The following is a 17,448-nucleotide window of genomic DNA, read 5'->3' on the forward strand; positions in this document are numbered from 1 at the left end:
AGGAGGTGTCATGACCTACGAAAAGCAGCTAGACCAAGAAATTAGAAACATTTTCAAAGAATTTGATACGGATCGTTACCGTACATTGACCAACGACGGCCCCACCTTTAATGAACTTTTTACAGATCGGTTGATGATGACCACCGTGGTCCAAAGCGGTATATCCTATCGTTTTTTTGAAAAGATACAGCACATTACACCGTTTACAGAAAATGAATGGGCTGTTTTTCTCGAACTATCCACGAAAACACTAAACCGCTATAAGATGGAAAATCGTCATTTCAAAACACTGCATTCTGAGAAAATCATGGAACTGGCCGAAGTCACCCGCGAAGGGCTTGAAATATTTGGCCATGCCGAGCAATTTAAACAGTGGCTTCATACCACCAACTATGCCCTCGGAAACAAAAAGCCCATGGATCTTTTGAAAGATTCGTACGGTAAGGAACTTGTTTTGAGAGAGCTTACGCATATCAACCACGGTATTTTCGTGTAGTATGATTGTTTTCAGGTTGGTCCGCGAAAAGTTCTCTTCCACATTGTCGGGCAGAGGAGCTGCGTTGCGCGGTGCCCGTTGGAATTCCATAGGAGTTGAGCTGATTTACACGGCAGGGAACCGGTCGTTAGCGATGGCCGAGGTAGCGGTTCATCTTACATTGGCATCGCTGCCTTCGGATTACCTGATGATGGCGATATGGATTCCAGATGACTTGAAGGTAATCGACCTTTCCATAAATGATCTGCCGGATAATTGGAATGCGTTCCCACATCCACTGTCGACACAGCGGATTGGGAATGCTTTTGTGATGGATGCCAAATGTGCCGTATTAAAAATACCTTCTGTGGTCACATCGGGTGATTTTAATTACCTGATTAACCCGAAGCATCCCGATTTCCACTGCATAACGGTCGAATCGCTGGAAAGGTTTCCCTTCGATCGGCGCCTCTTTAAAAGTTAATCGTCCGATTGTAGAGTGTGCGGGTGCAGTGCATTCGCGATAAACTTGTAAAACAGCTTATTTTTAGCTATTTTCGCGACCGAAATTCATTCAGATTATGTCGAAAAATACCACCATTTCTTATACCAGGACAGATGAGGCCCCAGCGTTGGCCACGTTCTCTTTTTTACCCATTGTCAAAGCATTCACAGGTCCGGCCGGTATATTGGTCGAGGAAAAGGATATTTCATTGGCAGGGCGCATCATGGCAAATTTTCCAGAGCAGCTCACGGATAACCAGAAAATCACCGATGCGCTTGCCGAACTGGGGCAGTTAGCTACTACACCCGAGGCTAACATCATCAAGTTACCCAACATTTCGGCTTCCATTCCACAGTTGAAAGCCGCTATTGCCGAATTGCAAAGTAAAGGATATGCGGTACCCGATTATCCGGAGGAGCCGAAGAATGACGAGGAAAAGGCCATCCAAGTACGCTATGCGAAAGTGCTCGGGTCTGCAGTAAACCCGGTGTTGCGTGAAGGTAATTCCGACCGCCGCGCACCGCGTGCCGTTAAAAATTATGCCAAGCAGCACCCGCATTCCATGGGGGTGTGGGCCACAGATTCCAAAACCGAGGTGGCTTCGATGGCATCCGACGATTTCTATGGCAACGAAAAGTCGGTTACCGTGTCGCAGGCTACGACATTCAAGATTGAATTCGTAGATGAAAGTGGTAAAAAAACGGAGTTGAAAGCACCGGCTCCACTACAGGCAGGCGAAGTTATCGATTCATCGCATATGGGCATTTCCGCGCTGAAAAAATTCGTGGCGAAGCAAATCGGTACGGCCAAACAAACCGGTGTGCTGCTGTCGGCGCATTTGAAAGCGACGATGATGAAAGTTTCCGACCCCATTATCTTCGGTGCCATCGTGGAGGTCTATTTCAAGGACGTATTCAATGGATTTGCGGATCTTTTCAAAGAACTTGGTGTAGATACCCGCAACGGCTTGGGCGACGTATATGCGAAAATTGCTGGGCATCCGCAGGAGGACGAAGTGAAATCGGCCATTGCCGTGGCTATTGAGAACGGTCCAGACCTAGCCATGGTCAATTCCGACAAGGGAATCACCAACCTACACGTTCCGTCGGACGTCATAGTCGATGCCTCTATGCCGGCGATGATCCGTAATTCTGGCCAGATGTGGGATAAAAACGGCGAAGTTCGCGACACATTGGCACTGATTCCCGACCGTTCATATGCCGGTGTGTACGCAGCTACGATTGCCGATTGTAAGCAACATGGTGCATTTGACCCGGCGACTATGGGGTCTGTATCAAACGTCGGACTTATGGCCCAGAAAGCCGAAGAGTACGGCTCGCACGACAAAACCTTCCAAGCGGCCTCTAAAGGGACGATTCAAGTGGTGGATGCGGATGGAAATGTGCTGATGACCCAGGAAGTGGAAGCGGGAGATATCTTTCGGATGTGCCAGACTAAGGATGCACCGATTCGCGATTGGGTGAAATTGGCCGTTAACCGGGCACGCCTTTCCGATACACCTGCGGTCTTTTGGCTGGATGAAAATCGAGCCCACGATAGCCAACTCATCGAGAAAGTTAATACCTACCTGGCCGAGCACGATACATCGGGACTCGATATCCGTATCCTGAATCCGGTCGAAGCGACCAAGTTTTCTTTGGCACGCATCCGAAAAGGCGAAGATACGATTTCGGTAACAGGGAACGTACTCCGTGACTACCTTACCGACTTGTTCCCTATCCTGGAGCTAGGTACCTCGGCGAAGATGCTTTCCATTGTGCCGTTGATGAATGGTGGCGGACTTTTTGAAACCGGTGCCGGCGGATCAGCGCCCAAGCATGTGGATCAGTTCGTGAACGAGGGATACCTACGTTGGGATTCCTTGGGTGAGTTCTTGGCATTGGCCGTTTCATTGGAACATGTGGGGCAGACCCAGGGTAATGCCAAAGCACTGGTATTGGCAGAGGCGTTAGACACGGCTACCGAGAAGTTTTTGGAAACCAATAAATCGCCAGCACGAAAAGTTGGACAAATCGATAACAGAGGATCGCATTTCTACCTAGCGTTATATTGGGCCGAAGCTTTGGCAGCACAAACAAAAGACAGCGAATTGAGTACGCTATTTTCGCCGGTTGCGGAAAAGCTTCGTGCCAATGAAAGTAAAATCAATGACCAACTGATCGGTGCACAAGGCAAACCGCAGGATATCAATGGTTACTACTGGCCCGATAAAGCGAAAGCGGAAGCTGCCATGCGGCCAAGTGAAACGCTGAACGCTATTATCGCATCGGTATAACCTTTTTACTCGCTTCCAAATAGGTGGAGAGTGCCGCGGTCCATACCAATCAAAAAGCTCCGCTTCCAGGAGCTTTTCTTTTATGGCAGGGTCAGTTTGTAACATTGCCTCCACTTCCGCTCCTATAAGTATAAGGGAAGGCTTGCTTTCCTATCTATCGGCTTTCAAGTATGGTCTTTAAATGCTGCAATCCCTTGTCGAAATCGTCGCCCATATCGAAGAAGAGCGACATCAAGTTGAACGGGTAGGGCGACTTGCCCGAAATTCCCCATTTTACAACCGTTTGGTTTTCACCTTGCGCCTCGGTAAGTAGATAGCAAGATGCTTCCGATTCAAATGGTTCTTTGAATCGCAATTGTGTATCCATCCGCTCACCTTCAACGATGTTGGTGATTTCCTGTTCCCCTTTGCCTATTTTATCGCCGTCCCACGTATAAACGAAGCCGACGGTACCATCGGTACCACTGGTAGTTGTTTTGGCCTCAGGATCCATCTTATGCCAGGTGTCATATTCTTTCTGGTTGTTGAGATGTTTAATGTAATCGAATACTTCCTGCTTCGGTTTATTGATGGTGATTTGCCGTTCGCTGGTAAACTCACGCTTGACAAAAAGCGCCGCAATGAGCGGAATAGCGATGATAATCGCTAAGATGAGGAGGATTTTCTTTAAGGTGTTCATTGTACAGAGGTTAGTTATTTAAAACAAACTTAAGTAAACCACATTTTATATGCAATAAAAAACGCTCCCTGAAATTTCAGGGAGCGTTAATTTATGCATCAATAATAGCTTGGGCTATTATTTTTTTGACCGGCTTTCCTCGCCTTCCAACTGTTGCTTCAGTTGTGCAAGTACATCAAGGTCGCCCAGCGTGGATTTTTCTACGGATTCCTTCACTTTCTTCACCGCCGATGAAGCAGCTTTAGCTTCTTTCTTCCGGTTGTTGAAGTCTTCCATCCGCGCTTCAGCGCGTTGGTCTTCCCAAATACGGGAATGTGAGATCACCACACGCTTGTTGTCCTTGTTGAATTCAATGATCTTGAAATCAGCTACTTCATCAAGCTTCAATGGGCTACCATCTTCCTTGATGCTGTGTTTGGCAGGGGAGAACCCTTCCACACCATAAGGTAGGGCCACGATGTTACCTTTTTCGCCTACTTTGATTACCGTTCCCTCATGGATGGAATCAAGGGTGAAAATGGTTTCAAATGTGTCCCATGGGTTTTCTTCCAGTTGCTTGTGGCCAAGGCTCAGCTTACGGTTCTCTTCGTCGAGTTCCAGTACAACGACCTCCAGCTCTTCACCAACTTTGGTGAATTCGTTGGGGTGGTTGATTTTCTTTGACCAAGAAAGGTCAGAGATGTGGATTAACCCGTCGATACCTTCTTCGAGCTCAACAAACACACCGAAGTTGGTCATGTTTTTTACAACAGCTTTCTGTTTTGAACCGATGGGGTAGCGATCAGCAATGTTCTTCCAGGGGTCTGGAGTCAATTGCTTGATGCCAAGGCTCATCTTACGGTCCTCGCGGTCGAGCGTAAGGATTTGTGCTTCCACTTCATCGCCCACTTTGAGGAATTCCTGAGGGCTACGCAGGTTTTGCGACCACGACATTTCAGACACGTGGATAAGTCCTTCTACACCTGGAGTGATTTCGAGGAATGCTCCATAATCTGCCACGGTAACGATTTTGCCTTTCACTTTGGAGCCTACTTCCAACGAAGTGTCCAACGATTCCCAAGGATGCTCGGTAAGTTGTTTCAAGCCGAGTGCAATCCGTTTTTTCTCGTCGTCGAAATCAAGTACCACCACATTGACGGTCTCGTCAAGCTGCAACACTTCCCGCGGGTGCTCGATGCGACCCCAGGAAATGTCGGTAATGTGTAACAGGCCGTCCACACCGCCCAGGTCGATGAATACACCGAAATCTGTGATGTTTTTGACTGTACCTTCCAATACCTGTCCCTTTTCGAGTTTGGAGACAATCTCGGTTTTTTGGTTTTCCAAATCGTCTTCGATGAGCACTTTGTGAGACACGACAACATTCTTGAATTCATGGTTGATTTTCACCACCTTGAATTCCATGGTTTTGCCCACATAGATGTCGTAGTCACGGATGGGTTTAATGTCGATTTGAGAACCGGGCAAGAATGCCTCAACGCCTTTGATGTCTACAATAAGACCACCTTTGGTGCGGCTTTTCACGAAACCATCGATAATGGTGTCGTTCTCGAGCGCCTCGTTGATTTCTTCCCATGATTTCTGTGTTTTCGCACGTTTCCGTGAAAGTACCAACTGGCCGTTGGCGTCTTCCTGTGATTCGACGAAAACGTCAATCGGGTCACCTACCTTCAAATCGGGGGTGTCACGGAATTCAGAAAGGGATACCAAGCCATCGGATTTGAAACCGATATTAAGCACCACATCCTTGTTGTTTATGGAAACAACGGTGCCTGATACGATTTCACCCCGGTTGATTGAATTGAAGGTTCCTGCATACTGTTCTTCCAACTTAGCGCGTTCTTCGTCGCTGTAGTTGCCAAAACCTTTTTCGTCCTTGTCCCAATCGAAATCGTTCCCAGGGGTTTCCCAGGTAGTCGATTTGATTTCGTCAATGAACTTCGAATCGGCTTCCGACTCGATGTCCTCCTTTTCTTTCACCAAGGTCTCCTCAGTGTCTTGAAGTTCAGCTGTTTTAGCTGCTAATTCCTTTTCTGCTTCTTGTTTTTTTGCCATTAATTCATTTTTCTCCTTTTCCCCGATTTTTATCGGGACTGCAAAGGTATGAAAAACTTTTATTTATAGGGAGTTATTGTTTTTTTATTTAAAATAAAGCATCAGATTACAAGCACATTAGTTTGTAATCGTATGTTGACAATCCGTTTCGATTCCGATACATGTCGATATACCGTTTTATACCGGTGCCGGCCGCCTGGCCATTTTTGGCACCATGTTGGCATATATACGGGTAAAAACGTTAAAAACGAAAGGAGAATAGGTTTATGAAACGATTATCGATATACGCGGTGTCGGCTTTGGTGGCTACAGCATTACTCTTGCCCGGCTGCGTGAGCAATAAGAAATACCGTTCGCTGCAAGCAAATTATGACGAGATGCAGCGTAAAGAGCAGGAGTTGAACAAGCGCTACCAGGATGCCCAGCAGCAGCTGTCGTCAGTAAATACCCAAGTGAAAAGCCTGGAAGACCGGATTGCTTCCGAGCGTTCGAACGTGGCGGCGTTGCAAGACGCACTCAACAAGTGCCTCACTTCGTCCAACCAGGGGAATGTGAATATTTCCAAACTTGTTGACGAGATCAACGCATCTAACCGGTACATCCAACATCTGGTGAACACCAAAAATAAGAGTGATTCGCTGAACTTGGTATTGACCAACCGGTTGACACGGTCATTGAGCCGCGAGGAGATGCAGGATGTCGATGTGCAGGTGCTGAAGGGCGTCGTGTATATTTCGCTATCGGATAACATGCTTTACAAATCGGGAAGCTACGAAATATCCGACAGGGCCGGGGAGACGCTCAGCAAGATTGCGAAGATTATTATGGACTACAAAGACTACGACGTGCTTGTGGAAGGTAATACCGACAACGTGCCTATTTCGAAGCCGAACATACGCAACAACTGGGATTTGAGCGCATTGCGAGGTTCCTCAGTGGTTCAGGCCCTACAAGAAAATTACGGGGTAGACCCCAAGCGCCTTACCGCTGCCGGACGTGGTGAATACAATACCATCGCTAGCAATGCGAGCGAAAGCGGCAAAACACGTAACCGACGTACACAGATCATCATCACACCAAAACTCGACCAGTTTATGGAGTTGATCGATAAGGCGCCAGAGAGTGAACCGTCGACTGATACAGCGGTAATGCCAGCGGATACCACCATGGTCCTTCCCATTGAACAACCCTAGGTAGGCACCGAACCGATTTCTGCGGCCCGCAAAATTTTTAATCGCCGTGAATTTTTCGCTTGTCGGATTCCATCGATTTATCGGGGGTTTGGGCCGACTTGAAGGTGTTGAAGGAGCGGGGCCGTACGATCTTGATGCTTTGTTTCGATAGTGCAATGCTCGCGTTCAATTCAAAGCCTACGAGTAGGATAAGGGAATTGAGGTATAGCCAAATCATGATGACGATAAGCGTACCGATCGAGCCATAAAGTTTGTTATAGGCGTTGAAGTTATTGATGTAGAATGCAAATCCCGAAAAGGTCAAGATGGCGAGGATGGTTGCCAACATGGCGCCTGGGCTGAACAATTTCCACTTCCGTGACGAGGCAGGGCCAAATTTATAAAGGATGCTCACGGTAAGAAAATAGATTCCGAAAAGGATGACCCATCGCGCAGCTGCGATGATGAAGCCCCAAAATGCGGCATTGATTTCGATGTTCTTCCGGAGATAGCCCACCACGTAGCCCGCCGCGGTGAAGATGGTCATACCCACCGCCAACGCGATGATGATCATGAGTGTTAACCCAATGGCTACCAACCGTTGTTGGCCCCAACTGCGGCTTTCGATAAGCAGCGACGCCTTGTTAAAAGCCAGCATCAGGGAGCTGACACCGTTGGTGGCGAAAAAGGTTGCCAGGATAAAACCGACGGAGAGCAATCCGCTGTTTTGGTTTTTCACGATGTCTTCCAAGGTCGACTCAACCGTAAGGAACGCATTTTCGGGTATGACCACTTCCATGAAATCCAAAAGTTGTTCCTGGAAGTTATCTATCGGGATGTAGGGGATGAGCGTAAACAGGAAGATGATGCCCGGAAAAATGGCTAGCATAAAATTATAGGCCAGCGAAGACGCTTTGTTGAGGATGGATTCACGTGCGATTTCCTGGAAAAAGAAAGTCGCCACGGTATAAAGGGGCAATGCACCGAACCCGGGCAATACAACGATCTTGGTCCATTCGATGAATTGAAAATAGGGCCGGAATTTCAGTAATGTATTGTGAATCCAGTTCATTGCTTAATCGAAATACGCTGCTAACCGTTCCATGAAATCGCTCGGCGCTACGCATGGTTTGTTGCGTTTCATATCCACGAAAACCAATGTGGTGCTACCCGTGTTGAGCAATTCACCCCGTTGGTTAAACAATTCATATTCAAAGCGGATTTTAATACCGGGTTTTTCTTTCAGGTGTGTGCGTATGGTGATCTCCTCGTCATATCGCGAGGGCTTCAGAAAGCGGGAATGAAGCTCCAATACGGGCATCATTACCCCGCTATCTTCCAGTGCTTTATACGAAAAGCCAAGGCTGCGGAAGAGTTCCACGCGGCCTACCTCGTAGAAAGCGGCGTAATTTCCGTAGTAAACATACCCCATTTGGTCGGTCTCTGCGTAGCGAACCCGTACACTTGTTTCAAACGTATACATCAGCGCTTGATGTTTCGCTCGTTGAGAGCTTGTTGGAATTTGCGTGCGTTGATGTTGTGTTCAGCTTGCGTTACCGCGAAATTATGGTAACCCGAAAAATCATCTTTTGCACACATATAAATATAATCGTGTTGTTTGTAGTTTAATACCGCGTCGATCGCCGCAATGCTTGGCATCATGATGGGGCCCGGCGGCAATCCCCGATAGAGATAGGTGTTGTACGGTGAATCGGTACGCAGGTGCCGGTACAGCACACGCCGTATGGTAAAGTCGTTATTTGCAAAAATAACGGTGGGGTCGGCCTGTAGCAGCATGCCTTTCCGCAGCCGGTTCAGATACAGGCCGGCAATGGTGGGCATTTCGTCGGTATGCAGCGCTTCGCCTTTCACAATGGAAGCAAGGACGGCTACTTCCTGCGGATTGAGGTCGATTGCGTCGGCTTTCTTTCGGCGCTCATCCGTCCAGAATTTCTCGTACTCATTGTGCATGCGTTCGGCAAACTGTTCGGCAGACGTATTCCAATAAAGCTCGTAGGTGTTGGGTACGAACATGCTGAGGAAATTTTCGGCATCGAATCCAAAATGCGCTGCCAGGCTGTCATCGTTCAGCAAGTCGACAAAGGCGATGGAATCAGGCTCTAATTGCTTCGCCAATACGCTAGCCAAGTTTTCCTTGAGCCTTACGTTCTCGAATCGCAGCCTTACCGGCTCCTGGAAACCACCACCAAGCCTGTTTATCAATGTTCGGTTGTTCATGCCCGCTTCCAACTTGTATTTACCCGGTTTCACACGGCCGGGGTAATCCATTTTGGTAGCAGCCCACCTAAATGCGACCGTATCTTTCACAACGTGTAGCTCGCCAATACTTGTCATTACATCCTCGAAATCCCAGTGTGTGTAGATGTAAAGGTGTTCGGCGTCTGCCGTTACACTTGGGGCAAAAAAGGATTTGTAATACTTATAGGCGATAACCCCTCCGATGACGAGCGCTAGAACGGCGACGACGCCCAGTGTAATGAGTGTTCCTTTCTTCTTGTTCATGTGGCTATTTGCAGTTTCACTTGTCTGCCATTCCGTTTTTAACCGCTGGTTCTCTACCAGCGGTCACCTATTGCTGATTTGTTAGCGCAACATTAATGGGTGTCCCGATGCTTACTTTTGGGTCTGTGGGGGTAGGGGTTTGTGACACAACCGTTGCCCTGGCGGTATCGGTTACCAGCCCCATGTAGTTGACGGATCCCAACGTCAATGAATTGCCCTGTAATGCAAATTTCACCTGTTCCAGCGTGAGACCGGTCAGGTCGGGTACCAGTACCTCGTTGTCGCCGCGCCCATCACCCAATACAAGGTCTACGATGGAACCTTTGGGTATGGGGCGCCCCGCATTAAGCCGTTCGTTGCCAAACTTTACGTCGAGCACCACATCCCTGGCAATATCGGGGATATAGGTGGTGTCGCCGAGCTTGAGGCCATAACTATTAAGGACGGCACGTGCTTCCACAAATGTTTTCTCGACCAGATCCGGGAAAGCCACCTCGGGTGCCACGCGGGTAATGATGGTGAGATACAGTGTTCGGTTTTTCTTTACCTTGGTTTCGGGATCTGGGTCCTGTTCGATGACCAGTCCCGGTTTTGCATCTACTTGGTAAACCGAGTCGAGGTCGTATTCAAAACCCTCTGCCTGCAATTTTTTAATGGCTTCGTCAACCGATATTCCCCGAAGGTTGGGTACGACGACCGATTCATTGTGGCGCGTGTAGGTGCGTAGGCCAAATATAATGAGCAGGAAAAAAGCTGTCAGGCCAATAAGCGCACCGATGAGGTGTTTTCTGAAGGTCTCGGTCCGTAAGTATTTTAAAAATTTTACCATCGTTAAGTCTTAGCGTTTTTGCACTGCATGGGAATTCCCACCGGTGCAGAGCAATATTAGCGCCATTGTTTGATCAGTGTAAACGAAATGCCGCGCATATCGCACAAAATTATTCGTTTTTCTGGGCATAGCAAATTATATTTCATCCTTCCGAGGTTTTCCATCTTGTATAAAATCTGTAAGTTAGCTATGTTTGCCCAATCATGGGTATACGCATCGCATTAGTTACCGGTGGTTACACCGCCGAAGCCGAGGTTTCGCTGAAAAGCGCTGATTTTGTTTACCAGCAATTGGATAAGTCATTGTACGATGTTTATCCCATTACGATTACTACCGACAGTTGGTTCCATGTGGGCGACAATGGCGTAAAGTATCCTGTTAACCGCGATAACTTCACGCTTTCGATGGATGAGCGCACCATTCGTTTCGATTTGGCTTTCATCATGTTGCACGGGTCGCCGGGCGAAGATGGGCGTCTCCAGGGTTATTTTGACATGGTGGGGTTGCCCTACACATCGTGCGATGCCCTGACGTCGGCCCTGACGATGAATAAGGCCTATACCAAAGCGGTGTTGGTAGGTATCCCCGATTTACACGTGGCCAACTCCGTCCAATTGTTTGCGTCGCAACGCGAATCGGCGGTGGAGAGGGTACGCGATGCGCTTTCGTTGCCATATTTTGTCAAGCCTAACGCCGGGGGTAGTAGTATCGGTATGACTAAGGTGAAAACAGACGCGGAGCTTACTGAAGCGATTGATAAGGCGTTTAACGCAGCGAACACCGGCAACCAGGTTATCGTGGAGGAGTTTGTGGACGGTCGGGAATTCTCCGTCGGTGTATACCGTAGAAGAGGTGAGATGGTCGTGCTGCCCGTATCGGAGGTGATTACGGAAAGGGAGTTTTTCGATTTCGAGGCGAAATATATCGATGGACAGACCATTGAGATCACTCCTGCTGATTTAACTGTTGAGCAGCGTGACCGTGTGGAGCGTGTTGTCAAGTCCGTTTATACCCGTCTCAATTGCAAAGGTATGGCGCGGGTCGATTTTTTCCTCGAACGGACTACCGACCGGTTTTATTTCATTGAAATCAATACCATTCCTGGGCAGACGGCGCAGAGCTTCATCCCGCAGCAAGTGCGTGCAGCAGGAATGACAGAGACGGTGTTTTACAGCGAACTGATAGACGAAGCTTTGCGCAATTGATTTCTTAAATTGATAATTGATAATTCAATCAATTATCCACTATCTACTATCCACTATCAATTATCAACCACTTCCACCCATTGCCCCGGCGTGGTCGCTTGTATTCGGTTATCATACATGGCCTCTACGCTTACCGCTGGTAAAAAATACCGCCCAATATACGATGCGTTCAACATCACCCGGTAGGTCAGCGTTTCCTGCTGCCTGATGTTAAAATGGGTCAGTACACGATCATCCCTGATGTCTTGGTACGTAGATGGGGATGACTTCACTGCCGACTGCGTATCGTTCAGCCGTGTGTTGATGATTTCCCAGCCCGAAGGGAATATCTGCGCAAGTGCCATGTGTTCGTACGTACCCATGCCACCTGTGTTCTTGAGTGTTACCTCCGCAACGAAGTCCGTACCTTGTGGCAATGCCATGGGGTCTATCGATTGGCCCTCCTGATTCGTATAGCGCACGTTCATGGTGAGCAATTCAGGGTTGTTGCGCATCGGCGGATTTTCTCCCACGGGTAGTTGCCCCTCACGGATTATGCGGATATATAACTTATTCGTGCCTTTGTTCTGGATACCTAACGAATTGTTGGCCTTCTTCAAGTCTACATTGATGCGGTATAGGTACGTGTCGGCGTCTACGCTAGTCGATTCGCCATTCAATGTGTATTCGAAGCTATTTTTTCGCTGCTGGTTTCCTCCAAACTTACCAATGGCAAGCAAGGCGTAAGCGGTGGTCTGCGTACTATACCACTGCTCGTTGTCGAGGCCCGAGGCGACGGAAAGCAAGAGACGTTCGGCGTCCTGTCGACGGCCCATCAGGTCGAGCGTTTCCAGGATCATGGCGCGGTCGCGCAGTGCCGATCCGAATGTGTATCCAGCGTGTTCATAGGGTTTCACATCCATAGTCCGGCCTTTTACCAGCTGGTTGGCCACAATGCTTTGACCGGCAAGTTGGTATGCCGCGGCAAGCCGCCATGCGGCCTCGTCAGATAGATAGGGGAATTCTTTGAGCCGGTTCATTGCCCCGATCTCAGGGGCTTTAGCCAACGCCAGTAGGTAAAGCCGATAAGCCTGCACCAGATCGCCACCACGCCAATTGTATTGGTTGGGTGTCCATCCTTGCGCTGTGCTCCGTTGGAACCTGAGCCAACCGTCGAGGAATCCCGCGGGCAGCGTATACCCTTTGGCCTGTGCTTCCAAGACGAAGTGGCCAGCATAATTCGTGCTCCATTCGTTCGCTTCGGTAGCCCCGGGCCAGTATCCAAGCCCACCATTGGGCAGTTGGTAATTGCGTAGCCGGTTAATTCCGGCCTTGATGTTCCGTTCGACGGCCGTTTTATCTTGTTCCTTCAGTTCGACCAGCCTATCCAACATCAGCTGCGGGAATACGCTTGATGTCACCTGCTCCAGGCATCCATAAGGATAGCGGATCAGGTAATTGAGCCGTCTGGAGAGGTTAATGGGCGGCAGCGACGACACCTCCACCGAGGCGGTATTATTATTGCCCGGGCCAAGAGGTTCGATGGCCCGTTGCCACGATCCATTGCCTGCTATTTCATCTTTATCAACCGACGTGATGAACGGGTTGGGGTTTCGGATGTCGATCTCGATTTCGTACACCGCCGTTTCGGACCCACTTTTTGCCACGGCACGGAGCTTGCCCACACCGGTCTCGTTGCCCACCGTCACGGTAGTATAGGCCATTTGCTCGCCAGGTTTGGCGAAGGCCACCGTTTGTTTTCCGTTTTGCACGGTCAGTCCGCCCGATGCGGTGACATCGAGGCTCACTTGTTTCACCTGCTCTTCCATGGCAAATACGGTGAGCGGCAATTTGAACGTCTCGTTCGGTCCGATTACGCGCGGCAGGGTGGCTAGCAGCATCAGTGGTTTTTTCACGGCTGCGGCTTTTTCGGCAAACCCGTAAGCCCCGTCCTGCCCGGCGATAACCATGGCCCTCACCGAGCCGATGTATTGTGGCAGGGTGAAGTTGTGGGTATTGGTACGGCCCTTGCCCAGTGTGAACGGGCCGAGGAATTTGACCACCGGCTGGAACCTGTTTGCTTTGGCCGGGTTTACGTTGCGGTCGATTTCCCCATCGCCGCCGATACTGAGTATCCGCTCCAGGTCGCCGCCCCAAGCGCCGAGCACTTGGTCGAACAGGTCCCACGAGTTTACGCCCAGTGCTTCGCGGGCGTAGAAACTTGCGTGCGGATCAGGTGTTTTGAAGCGTGTAAGGTCGAGTAGCCCCTCGTCTACGATGGCGATGGTGTAGGTCATGGCCTTGCCACTCGATTCGGATACAGAGATGCGCGATTCGGTTTCCGGCCGTAGCGTCTCGGCAATGCCGATCTGTGGTTTGAGGACCGTTTTTGGATTTTCGATGAGCAACGGTATCACACCATACATGCGTATGGGCAGATCGTTTGCCGTTTGCTGGTGCGGTTGCAGCAGGGTTACATTCACAAACACATTGGGAGACATATCTTCGGTAGCCTCAAAGCTGTGTACGGTCTGCCCCTGTTCGGTATCTATCCACCAGCTTTTCAGTACGCGGCTACCATTTTCGATGCTGATGAGCCCACGTCCACCAGCCGAAGAGGGGATGGTGAGGGTGACCTTCTCGCCGGCGCGGTAAGTCTCCTTGTCGGCCGTGAATGACAGCATGGAAGCCTCGGTGGGGTTATTCTGTTGTTCACGCTGTGCCCAACCCGGCCAGTCGATGTATAGCGTTTTGCCTGTGGCGTGCCCGCTTTCAAGGTCCACCACGCGCACGAGGTAGCGGCCCCAGTCGGGATAATTTACCCGGACGTTCCACTTGCCAGTACCGTTCTCAAGGGCGATGGTCTCTTTTTTGAGCAGCTGGTTGTATTTGTCCTGTGTGAAATTGCCGAGGTATTCGTCCTCTTGGTTCCACCACCAACGCCAGCGTATTTTGTAAAATTCTACCTGTACGCGGCGCTTCCCTGTTAGTTTCTTGCCCGTCGCGTCTACCGCCACAATGTCTACTTCCTGATCTTCGTCGGTGAGCAGTCTTCCCGACAGGCGGTCGCCTTGGGGTGTACGCACGCCGATATAACTCGCATAGGGGCTATATGGCATGTTCACGTTGTCGATACTGAAATTTCCCCCCGGCTCGAATACACGGGTGGTAAAACTGGCGCGGAGCATGCCCGGCGTACCGTTTGTTCCGGTAATATCGGCGGAAAAAGCCGCCGTTCCCGAGCCATCCAACGTGCCATCAAACAGTACTTCGCTTTCCCTGGCAAAGCTGCGTGTCGGGTCGTCAAACGTATATGACCGATAGTCGTCGAAGGTGGTCGTTACCGGGGTCACCACGGCTTCCACACGGGCTTTTAGCCCTTGTACGTCGGCGCCGAATAGCCATTTCGCTGAAAGGTTGACAGGTATGGCGCTCCCTTTACTTAACACGGATTTGCCACCGAAGTCGAGGTCGATTTTTAGCCGGTTGGGCATCACGGTCTCGATTTTCAATGTCTTCTGGAATACGGCGCCGCCCACGCTTACCTTAGCGACCCAGTTGCCCGTGGGGGCGGTGGTTTCCGTTTTCGTCTTGAACGTATAAAAGCCGTTGGTGTGTTTTGATTCCACAAGCCGCTTGTTGAGCTGTCCTTTGGGATTGTACAGCTCGAAGGTGACCGGATGGCCTTCCGGTAGGTTGGCTGATTGGTTTTCCATGATGAAGCCCACGAATAGGGAATCGCCCGGCCGCCATACGCCACGTTCGCCATAGATAAACCCTTTGATGCCTCGCTGCACCACATCACCACCCACGTCAAAGCGACTCAGCGGAAGGGAAGAGCCATCGTCCAGCTTGAGGTAACCACGCTCTTCGTTTTTGGCAGCGACGAGCATGAAGGGTTTGCGCGGCACTTCTACTTTGGCAAATCCGTCGCTGTTTGTGCTGGCGGTTTGGATTACCTGCTGCTGGTAGTCGAGCAGTTTCACCTCTACGCCCGCCATCGGTTGGGCCGTAAGTATGCTGGTGGCGATTACGCTTACGCTATTGTCGTTGCCACGCTTGGCAATGAGCCCAATGTTCGATGCCAGCATGTCGCGGCTGGCCCAGCGCTCGGCAGTGTAGTAAGCACTGTGGCACGGGTTGTCTCGCTCATTCCAATCGTAATCATACGGGTAATAGCTGTCGTAGCGCCCCCAGAATTCATCCTCATCGTCAATTGGATCACCGTAGTAATAGCTGCGTTGCTGCGCCTCGGCCTCGGCGATGGCTTCTGTATCCGCATCGCTACACGGATACACGGAGTAGCTATGGCGGAATCCGATGAGTACGCGGTAGATTGCCCCTGGCTCGGCTTTGAGCAGCTGGTCGATATCAAGCGAGAAGCGGTTTTTGCGGTGCAGGTTTACGCTTTTGTCGGTATCGAGCGCAATGGTTTTCTGTACCACGGGCCTAGCCACACGCCGCAATTCGTATTTGCTGTCATACGTCTGCTGGAAATATTGCGGCACATTGTTTTCGAAAATCTTCACGATGGTTACATCCACGGCCTTCAGGTTTACCGCCTCAAATGGCATGGTGAGTTTGCCCGAGCCCGGTAGGATGGTTCCCTTCCCGGGAATGCTGACGGAAGGCAGCCGGTTTTCAAAGTTGACATTGGCAGCATAAGCAGCTGTTATTTTCTGGCTGTTGATGTTTTCCACGCCTTCGTTCACCGCAATGGCATAGTCGCCCTCCAGGCGGTCGGGTGCATATACCTTCACTTCGCTGCCATCGATGGTATAACGCAGGTCCTGCATATCCGCGATATCGATGAGGCCGCTGAGCTGCTGCGCAACAAGGATGGGGTCGGAGAATTGAACCAGTACGTATTGCTCAGGCTCGTGCACTGCGCGGATATCCAGTACCTTGAATGCGCCTTTGGCTGGTATTTCGATGTTTTTTTTACCGTCTTTTGAAGCCGCGATGGGGTTGCCATCCCAGTTTATGGTCAGGCTGCGTGCTTCATCGCCGCGTGGTATCGAGTCGATTATATAGGTGGACATTCGTGTTTGGCCATTATGCTGCCACTTGATGCCGTACGTTGTGCCATCTTGCGAGGATACCTTCAATATTTTCTCGATATGTTCCGGTTGTTCAACATCGGCAAAAGCGATGCGTCCAGTAAGTTTCATCAGGTCGGTAGCCGTGGTGGTTTGCGACGTCAGCCCGTCTATTTCCACGTTATATGATGGCTCGATGACCTTGAAATTAAAGATGAAATTTTTGAGGTCATCGCGTACGTCCGCAACTTCGTCGAGGTGGAACGTCACATGATACCCGCGGCCAGGTTTCAGTTGCTCGTCGGGCCTGAACTCCACCGTACGCGCGTCTATCCAATAGGTTTTGCCCTTTATGTGCGGGTTGATGGAGAAAAGCTGCCTGCTGTCTTCCTGATTGGTCTGCTGGAAGGTGCTTACCTGCGATGCCAGCCGTACGCGTATGGTACTTTCACGCGATACGACACCCGAGGTATAGGCTTCCACGTATTTGGCGAAAGCGGTATTGTTGGCATTTACCGGGTTAGTCTGGCCGTATTTCCAGAGGAACAGCGCAATGATGATGACAACGATAACTCCTCCCGCGGCAATCAGGGTAGTTTTGCGGGCGGGAATCCAATTGGCCTTGTTCATAGTGACGTATTTTATCAAGGCGAATGTACACAAACTGGGGGTAAATCCTTAAAATCCGCCA

Annotated in this window: 12 protein-coding genes; 5 read left to right on the forward strand and 7 right to left on the reverse strand. The window is 50.0% G+C overall.

The genetic code is table 11. The features are described 5' to 3' along the window. The first annotated feature begins 10 nt into the window (after positions 1–10). The 3 genes from parS (at position 11) to VNQ80_RS11745 (ending at position 3,276) form a co-directional block, all read left to right on the forward strand. On the forward strand, positions 11–496 hold the full coding sequence (gene parS / locus VNQ80_RS11735; protein WP_325638754.1) for a type II toxin-antitoxin system Xre/ParS family antitoxin: 486 nt from the start codon (positions 11–13) through the stop codon (positions 494–496). Between the two features lies 1 nt (position 497). After that, positions 498–959 (forward strand): RES family NAD+ phosphorylase, encoded by a 462-nt coding sequence (locus VNQ80_RS11740; protein WP_325638756.1) that lies wholly within the window; start codon positions 498–500, stop codon positions 957–959. Positions 960–1,056: 97 nt separating this feature from the next. Next, the gene (locus VNQ80_RS11745; protein ID WP_325638758.1) at positions 1,057–3,276 is read left to right on the forward strand and encodes an NADP-dependent isocitrate dehydrogenase; all 2,220 of its coding nucleotides are present in this window, start codon (positions 1,057–1,059) and stop codon (positions 3,274–3,276) included. 154 nt (positions 3,277–3,430) lie between these two features. Here VNQ80_RS11745 and VNQ80_RS11750 read toward each other — a convergent pair whose 3' ends face one another. Next, positions 3,431–3,955, reverse strand: coding sequence for an SRPBCC family protein (locus tag VNQ80_RS11750; protein WP_325638760.1), 525 nt, complete (start codon positions 3,953–3,955; stop codon positions 3,431–3,433). A gap of 117 nt (positions 3,956–4,072) precedes the next feature. Next, on the reverse strand, positions 4,073–6,010 hold the full coding sequence (gene rpsA, locus VNQ80_RS11755; RefSeq protein ID WP_325638762.1) for a 30S ribosomal protein S1: 1,938 nt from the start codon (positions 6,008–6,010) through the stop codon (positions 4,073–4,075). 266 nt (positions 6,011–6,276) lie between these two features. Between rpsA and VNQ80_RS11760 the strand changes: the two genes are divergently transcribed. Continuing rightward, entirely contained in the window at positions 6,277–7,203 is a 927-nt protein-coding gene (locus VNQ80_RS11760) for an OmpA family protein (protein WP_325638764.1), read from the forward strand. Between the two features lie 37 nt (positions 7,204–7,240). Here VNQ80_RS11760 and VNQ80_RS11765 read toward each other — a convergent pair whose 3' ends face one another. The 4 genes from VNQ80_RS11765 to VNQ80_RS11780 all read right to left on the reverse strand — a co-directional run bounded on the left by VNQ80_RS11765 (position 7,241) and on the right by VNQ80_RS11780 (position 10,534). Continuing rightward, positions 7,241–8,254 carry a YihY/virulence factor BrkB family protein gene (locus VNQ80_RS11765; RefSeq protein WP_325638766.1) on the reverse strand — a complete coding sequence of 338 codons (1,014 nt, stop codon included), beginning with the start codon at positions 8,252–8,254 and terminating at the stop codon, positions 7,241–7,243. 3 nt (positions 8,255–8,257) lie between these two features. Further along, positions 8,258–8,665 carry a thioesterase family protein gene (locus VNQ80_RS11770; protein WP_325638768.1) on the reverse strand — a complete coding sequence of 136 codons (408 nt, stop codon included), beginning with the start codon at positions 8,663–8,665 and terminating at the stop codon, positions 8,258–8,260. Further along, entirely contained in the window at positions 8,665–9,705 is a 1,041-nt protein-coding gene (gene mltG / locus VNQ80_RS11775; protein ID WP_325638770.1) for an endolytic transglycosylase MltG, read from the reverse strand. Before mltG ends, VNQ80_RS11770 begins: the two co-directional genes overlap by 1 nt. 67 nt (positions 9,706–9,772) lie before the next feature. Continuing rightward, positions 9,773–10,534, reverse strand: coding sequence for a PASTA domain-containing protein (locus VNQ80_RS11780; protein ID WP_325638772.1), 762 nt, complete (start codon positions 10,532–10,534; stop codon positions 9,773–9,775). Between the two features lie 203 nt (positions 10,535–10,737). On the opposite strand from VNQ80_RS11780, the gene VNQ80_RS11785 reads away from it, so the two are divergent. Further along, positions 10,738–11,739 carry a D-alanine--D-alanine ligase gene (locus VNQ80_RS11785; RefSeq protein WP_325638774.1) on the forward strand — a complete coding sequence of 334 codons (1,002 nt, stop codon included), beginning with the start codon at positions 10,738–10,740 and terminating at the stop codon, positions 11,737–11,739. Between the two features lie 56 nt (positions 11,740–11,795). Here VNQ80_RS11785 and VNQ80_RS11790 read toward each other — a convergent pair whose 3' ends face one another. Then, positions 11,796–17,387, reverse strand: a complete 5,592-nt coding sequence (locus tag VNQ80_RS11790; protein WP_325638776.1) for an alpha-2-macroglobulin family protein — start codon at positions 17,385–17,387, stop codon at positions 11,796–11,798. Between the last annotated feature and the right edge of the window lie 61 nt (positions 17,388–17,448).

This window comes from Parapedobacter sp. (assembly GCF_035556095.1).
GTDB lineage: Bacteria > Bacteroidota > Bacteroidia > Sphingobacteriales > Sphingobacteriaceae > Parapedobacter.

Bases quoted from the DNA above. Each gene is read 5' to 3' on its own strand.
- parS (WP_325638754.1), top strand. From the start codon at position 11: ATGACCTACGAAAAGCAGCTAGACCAAGAAATTAGAAACATTTTCAAA.
- VNQ80_RS11740 (WP_325638756.1), top strand. From the start codon at position 498: ATGATTGTTTTCAGGTTGGTCCGCGAAAAGTTCTCTTCCACATTGTCG.
- VNQ80_RS11745 (WP_325638758.1), top strand. From the start codon at position 1,057: ATGTCGAAAAATACCACCATTTCTTATACCAGGACAGATGAGGCCCCA.
- VNQ80_RS11750 (WP_325638760.1), bottom strand. From the start codon at position 3,955: ATGAACACCTTAAAGAAAATCCTCCTCATCTTAGCGATTATCATCGCT.
- rpsA (WP_325638762.1), bottom strand. From the start codon at position 6,010: ATGGCAAAAAAACAAGAAGCAGAAAAGGAATTAGCAGCTAAAACAGCT.
- VNQ80_RS11760 (WP_325638764.1), top strand. From the start codon at position 6,277: ATGAAACGATTATCGATATACGCGGTGTCGGCTTTGGTGGCTACAGCA.
- VNQ80_RS11765 (WP_325638766.1), bottom strand. From the start codon at position 8,254: ATGAACTGGATTCACAATACATTACTGAAATTCCGGCCCTATTTTCAA.
- VNQ80_RS11770 (WP_325638768.1), bottom strand. From the start codon at position 8,665: ATGTATACGTTTGAAACAAGTGTACGGGTTCGCTACGCAGAGACCGAC.
- mltG (WP_325638770.1), bottom strand. From the start codon at position 9,705: ATGAACAAGAAGAAAGGAACACTCATTACACTGGGCGTCGTCGCCGTT.
- VNQ80_RS11780 (WP_325638772.1), bottom strand. From the start codon at position 10,534: ATGGTAAAATTTTTAAAATACTTACGGACCGAGACCTTCAGAAAACAC.
- VNQ80_RS11785 (WP_325638774.1), top strand. From the start codon at position 10,738: ATGGGTATACGCATCGCATTAGTTACCGGTGGTTACACCGCCGAAGCC.
- VNQ80_RS11790 (WP_325638776.1), bottom strand. From the start codon at position 17,387: ATGAACAAGGCCAATTGGATTCCCGCCCGCAAAACTACCCTGATTGCC.